The sequence below is a fragment of the Mesorhizobium sp. M0208 genome (assembly GCF_040322015.1).
Taxonomy (GTDB): domain Bacteria; phylum Pseudomonadota; class Alphaproteobacteria; order Rhizobiales; family Rhizobiaceae; genus Mesorhizobium.
The window spans coordinates 25001-30041 of record NZ_JAMYSP010000054.1 but is presented as its reverse complement, the minus strand read 5'-3'; the positions used below and the strand labels follow the sequence as shown (position 1 = coordinate 30041).

Sequence of the window (5041 nt, the reverse complement as noted above, 5' to 3'; positions counted from 1 at the left end):
CGCAAAGCGCGCCAAACTGTTCGCGATGTCCTCGCACACCTGTTCGCGATGTCCCCGGTCCAAACACCCCCTTGAGGGGGAGATGTCCGGCAGGACAGAGGGGGGCGCGACGGAACGCCGGCCTAAGTTCGTTCCCCCCGGAGGCCGTGATATCGGCTTCGTTTTCCAGGACCCATCCGCCAGTCTCGATCCGGTCATGCCAATCGGCAAGCAGATCGCGGAAGTCGCGCGCACGCATCTCGGACTTGACTGGCGACACGCCTATGCCAGAGCAAAAGCCTTGCTCGAACGCGTCCGTCTGCCCGACCCCGATGCCGCTCTGCGCGCCTTTCCACATCAGCTCTCCGGCGGCCAGAAGCAGCGCGTGGCGATCGCCGCCGCGATCGCGGCCGGGCCGAAACTGCTGATCGCCGACGAGGCGACCAGTGCCCTGGACACCATCGTGCAGGCCGAAATCGTCGGGCTGATCCGGCGACTCGTGACCGAGGACGGCATGACGCTGCTGTTCATCAGCCACGACATCGGGCTGGCCGCTGAGCTTGGAGAGCGCATCGCCGTGTTCCGGCATGGCGAGCTGCTCGAGCTCGGTGCGACGGCGCAGGTGGTCAGTGCGCCGCGTCACGCGTACACAAGGGCGCTGCTCGACGCCGATCTCGGCCTAGACGCCGAGCCGCTGCTGCAGCGAACATGACCAGTCCGCTGCTCGCCGTTTCCGGCCTGACCAAACGATACAGTAGCGGCGGCAAGATCATCGCCGCGGCCGACGATGTTTCCTTCCACATCGAGTATGGCGAGACGCTGGCGCTGGCCGGACCTTCCGGCAGCGGCAAATCGACGATCGCTCGGCTCATACTGCGGCTCATCGAAGCCGATGCTGGCCGAATCGAATTTGAAGGCAGTGATTTCCTGTCGTTGAACGGCGCTGCGTTGCGCGACCGGCGCGCTCGTCTGCAGACGGTGTTTCAGGATCCGCTCGCCGCCTTGAACCCACGCGCCACGGTGGCACGTGTGCTCGACGACCCCTTGCGCATCCATCACATCGCCTCTCGCGCCGAACGCCCGCGCCGTATCGTCGCTCTGCTGGAACGCGTCGGCCTCAGCGCCGGTCTCGCCGGCCGCGCCATTCACGAAATCTCCGGCGGTCAGCGCCAGCGCGTTGCAATCGCCCGCGCCATCGCCACGAAACCGTCGCTGGTCGTGCTCGACGAGGCGGTGTCGGCGCTCGACGTTTCGGTGCGCGCGCAGATCCTGCGGCTGCTGCTCGACCTTCAACGCGAGGAGCGCATCGCCTATCTCTTCATTTCGCACGATCTCGGCGTCGTCCGTGCCATCGCCCACCGCATCGCCATTCTGGACGGCGGGCGGATTGCCGAGAGCGGCGATGCCCGCACCGTCATCGACGCGCCGCAATCCGCGATCGGCAAGGCGCTGGTGGCGGCAGCGCCAAGACTGTCGAGGATCGAACGGGACGCATCATGACCGACGCCGAAGCCCGAGCCGAAAAACCGTCACGCGAACTCGATTCCGCCTTCCGCAACCGTGCCGATCTCTATCGTCTGTTGCTCGACGAGCTAACCGCGGAAGTTGGCGCGGAAAAGGCTGAGGCGATCATGATCCGCACCATTGACCGGCGAGGCAGGGAGGTTGCGGCGGCGGCCTTCGCCGATTTCGGCCCCAACGACGCACCGGCGATCGGCGAGGCGTTCCTGGCCGTCAGCCCGGATGGCGGTCGCATGTATCCGACCGACGTCGAACGCGGTCCGGACCGCATTGCCTTCAAGGTCAGGCGCTGCCCGCTGAAGGACGCCTGGGTCGAAGCCGGCGTCGACGACGAGAAACTCGCCACGCTCTGCCGCATCGCCGGCGCCTTCGATAGCGGCCTGTTCGAGGCTACCGGGGTACGCTTCGACAATGTCACCTGGACACCGGGCCACGGTTTCGGCTGCTGCCACATCGCTTTGACCAACCGGGATGCCGGTTAGAGCTACAACTCGAGCCATGTCGGCGAAGACGTAGAGTTCCGTTCGGTTGGGCAGCACAGGGCCAACAAAAAACTCCCAGCGGCGTAAGGCCACGGCAATCAAATCAATCCGAGACTTGTCGGATTGCGGCATCCTTGTCCGTCTTGCGTAGGGAGTTCCTGGAGGTGAATTATGAGCGAATTGCCGGTGGTCAAAACGAGACGCAAAGGCAAGACCCTTATGCAGAGCATGCTGATCCCAACCGAGAAAATGGTCGCTGACGAGCTCCGGGCTGCACGACCTGGCCACTTGTCGGACCCTGCAGAGCTACGACGTAAGCTCGCGGCAAAATACGGAGCAGACGCCTGCTGCCCGGTGACTGTGCGGCGGCACTTGGTGCATATCAGTCAAGACAGCAGCGCGCCCTTTTGGCGCGTCGTAAATCCCGATCGGCCATTCGCCCGATGTATGAGAGGTGGATCGGAACACATACGCGAGAAATTGGCGGCTGAATGCTAAGTGTCCTGTCGCCGTACTTCAGCGCATACGAAAACGGCCCGCACAAGGCGGGCCGTTTTCGTATTTTGGTTGCGGGGACAGGATTTGAACCTGTGACCTTCAGGTTATGAGCCTGACGAGCTACCGGGCTGCTCCACCCCGCGTCAACCCTAAAGGTAAGCCTTGGCTCACCGAATTCAAGCTTCCGCCAAATGAAAGGGCCGCTTGCGCGGCCCGGAGTCCCGTTGGCGGGCCTGTTCGTAAGGAGAAGATTAGAAGATTAAACAACGTGCGCTTGGCAGACCTGGCAGCGACCTACTCTCCCGCGTCTTGAGACGAAGTACCATCAGCGCTGGAGCGTTTCACGGCCGAGTTCGGAATGGGATCGGGTGCAGCCGCTCCGCCATAACCACCAGGTCGGCAAAACGCACGTTGCTCGAGAAGCTGTTTTCTGTGCCATCCATCTCGGCGCAATCCAGGGATTGTCGCCAGAAATGGGCATTAGGAATGAGAACGATCAAGCCGATCGAACTATTAGTACCGGTAAGCTTCAAGCGTTGCCGCTCTTCCACACCCGGCCTATCAACGTGGTCGTCTTCCACGGTTCTCAGGGAATACTCGTTTTAAGGTGGGTTTCCCGCTTAGATGCCTTCAGCGGTTATCCCGTCCGGATATAGCTACCCTGCTATGCGGCTGGCGCCACAACAGGTCCACCAGAGATCCGTCCATCCCGGTCCTCTCGTACTAGGGACAGATCCTTTCAATATTCCTACACCCACGGCAGATAGGGACCGAACTGTCTCACGACGTTCTGAACCCAACTCACGTACCGCTTTAAATGGCGAACAGCCATACCCTTGGGACCTGCTCCAGCCCCAGGATGCGATGAGTCGACATCGAGGTGCCAAACAACCCCGTCGATATGGACTCTTGGGGGTCATCAGCCTGTTATCCCCGGCGTACCTTTTATCCGTTGAGCGATGGCCCTTCCACGCGGGACCACCGGATCACTATGACCGACTTTCGTCTCTGCTCGACTTGTCAGTCTCGCAGTCAGGCAGGCTTATGCCATTGCACTCAGCGAACGATTTCCGACCGTTCTGAGCCCACCATCGCGCGCCTCCGTTACTCTTTAGGAGGCGACCGCCCCAGTCAAACTACCCACCATACATTGTCCCGGACCCGGATAACGGGCCGCGGTTAGACATCCATAGTGATAAGGGTGGTATTTCAAGGGTGGCTCCACCTGAGCTGGCGCCCAGGTTTCAAAGCCTACCACCTATCCTACACATGCCACTACGAATGCCAATGTAAAGCTATAGTAAAGGTGCACGGGGTCTTTCCGTCTAACCGCAGGAACCCCGCATCTTCACGGGGAATTCAATTTCACTGAGTCTATGCTGGAGACAGCGGGGAAGTCGTTACGCCATTCGTGCAGGTCGGAACTTACCCGACAAGGAATTTCGCTACCTTAGGACCGTTATAGTTACGGCCGCCGTTTACTGGGGCTTCGATTCAGAGCTTGCACCCCTCCTCTTAACCTTCCAGCACCGGGCAGGCGTCAGACCCTATACGTCGTCTTGCGACTTCGCAGAGCCCTGTGTTTTTGATAAACAGTCGCTACCCCCTGGTCTGTGCCACCCTCCCATGCTTGCGCATGAAAGGGTCACGCTTCTTCCGAAGTTACGCGTGCAATTTGCCGAGTTCCTTCAGCATAGTTCTCTCAAGCGCCTTGGTATACTCTACCAGTCCACCAGTGTCGGTTTCGGGTACGGTCTATAAGGAGGAGCTATTTCCTGGAACCACGCAGCAGCCCTTTCAATCCGATAAGATTGGACTACCTCAATGATCCGTCACTTCCTCCAGGCCCACGAATATTAACGTGGTTCCCATCGTCTACGCATTTCTGCCTCGACTTAGGGGCCGGCTAACCCTGCTCAGATTAGCTTTAAGCAGGAACCCTTGGACTTTCGGCGGGGGAGTCTCTCACTCCCCTTACGTTACTCATGTCAGCATTCGCACTTCTGATACCTCCACCATCCCTCACGGGTATGGCTTCATCAGCTTACAGAACGCTCCGCTACCGCTTGCATTGCTGCAAACCCTAAGCTTCGGTGTATGGCTTTAGCCCCGTTACATTTTCGGCGCAAAGACCCTTATTTAGACCAGTGAGCTGTTACGCTTTCTTTAAATGATGGCTGCTTCTAAGCCAACATCCTGGTTGTTTTGGGATCCTCACATCCTTTCCCACTTAGCCATAACTTGGGGACCTTAGCTGTAGGTCAGGGTTGTTTCCCTTTTCACGACGGACGTTAGCACCCGCCGTGTGTCTGCCGACTATTACTCCCAGGTATTCGGAGTTTGGTTAGGTTTGGTAATCCGGTGAGGACCCCTAGCCCATCCAGTGCTCTACCCCCTGGGGTATTCGGTCGACGCTCTACCTAAATAGATTTCGCGGAGAACCAGCTATTTCCGAGTTTGATTGGCCTTTCACCCCTAGCCACAAGTCATCCCGAACTATTGCAACAGTTATGGGTTCGGTCCTCCAGTAAGTGTTACCTTACCTTCAACCTGCTCATGGC

At 59.2% G+C, this 5041-nt stretch carries 3 protein-coding genes, 1 tRNA gene and 2 rRNA genes (1 of these 6 only partly in view); 3 read left to right on the top strand and 3 right to left on the bottom strand.

The window, feature by feature from the left end; genetic code table 11:
* The 3 genes from NKJ17_RS31010 to NKJ17_RS31000 all read left to right on the top strand — a co-directional run.
* A partial coding sequence (locus tag NKJ17_RS31010) for an ATP-binding cassette domain-containing protein (RefSeq protein WP_352691527.1) occupies window positions 1–691 on the top strand: 691 nt, incomplete at its 5' end.
* Window positions 688–1479 carry an ATP-binding cassette domain-containing protein gene (locus NKJ17_RS31005; RefSeq protein ID WP_352691525.1) on the top strand — a complete coding sequence of 264 codons (792 nt, stop codon included), beginning with the start codon at window positions 688–690 and terminating at the stop codon, window positions 1477–1479. The genes NKJ17_RS31010 and NKJ17_RS31005, both read left to right, overlap by 4 nt.
* Entirely contained in the window at window positions 1476–1982 is a 507-nt protein-coding gene (locus tag NKJ17_RS31000) for an L-2-amino-thiazoline-4-carboxylic acid hydrolase (RefSeq protein ID WP_352691524.1), read from the top strand. The genes NKJ17_RS31005 and NKJ17_RS31000 overlap by 4 nt, the downstream gene beginning before the upstream one ends.
* Before the next feature lie 564 nt (window positions 1983–2546).
* Here NKJ17_RS31000 and NKJ17_RS30995 read toward each other — a convergent pair.
* The 3 genes from NKJ17_RS30995 to NKJ17_RS30985 form a co-directional block, all read right to left on the bottom strand.
* A tRNA-Met gene (locus NKJ17_RS30995) sits at window positions 2547–2623 on the bottom strand.
* Between the two features lie 138 nt (window positions 2624–2761).
* Window positions 2762–2876: ribosomal RNA gene (gene rrf, locus NKJ17_RS30990) — 5S ribosomal RNA — on the bottom strand.
* Between the two features lie 96 nt (window positions 2877–2972).
* Window positions 2973–5041, bottom strand: a 23S ribosomal RNA gene (locus NKJ17_RS30985) (it continues 738 nt past the right edge of the window).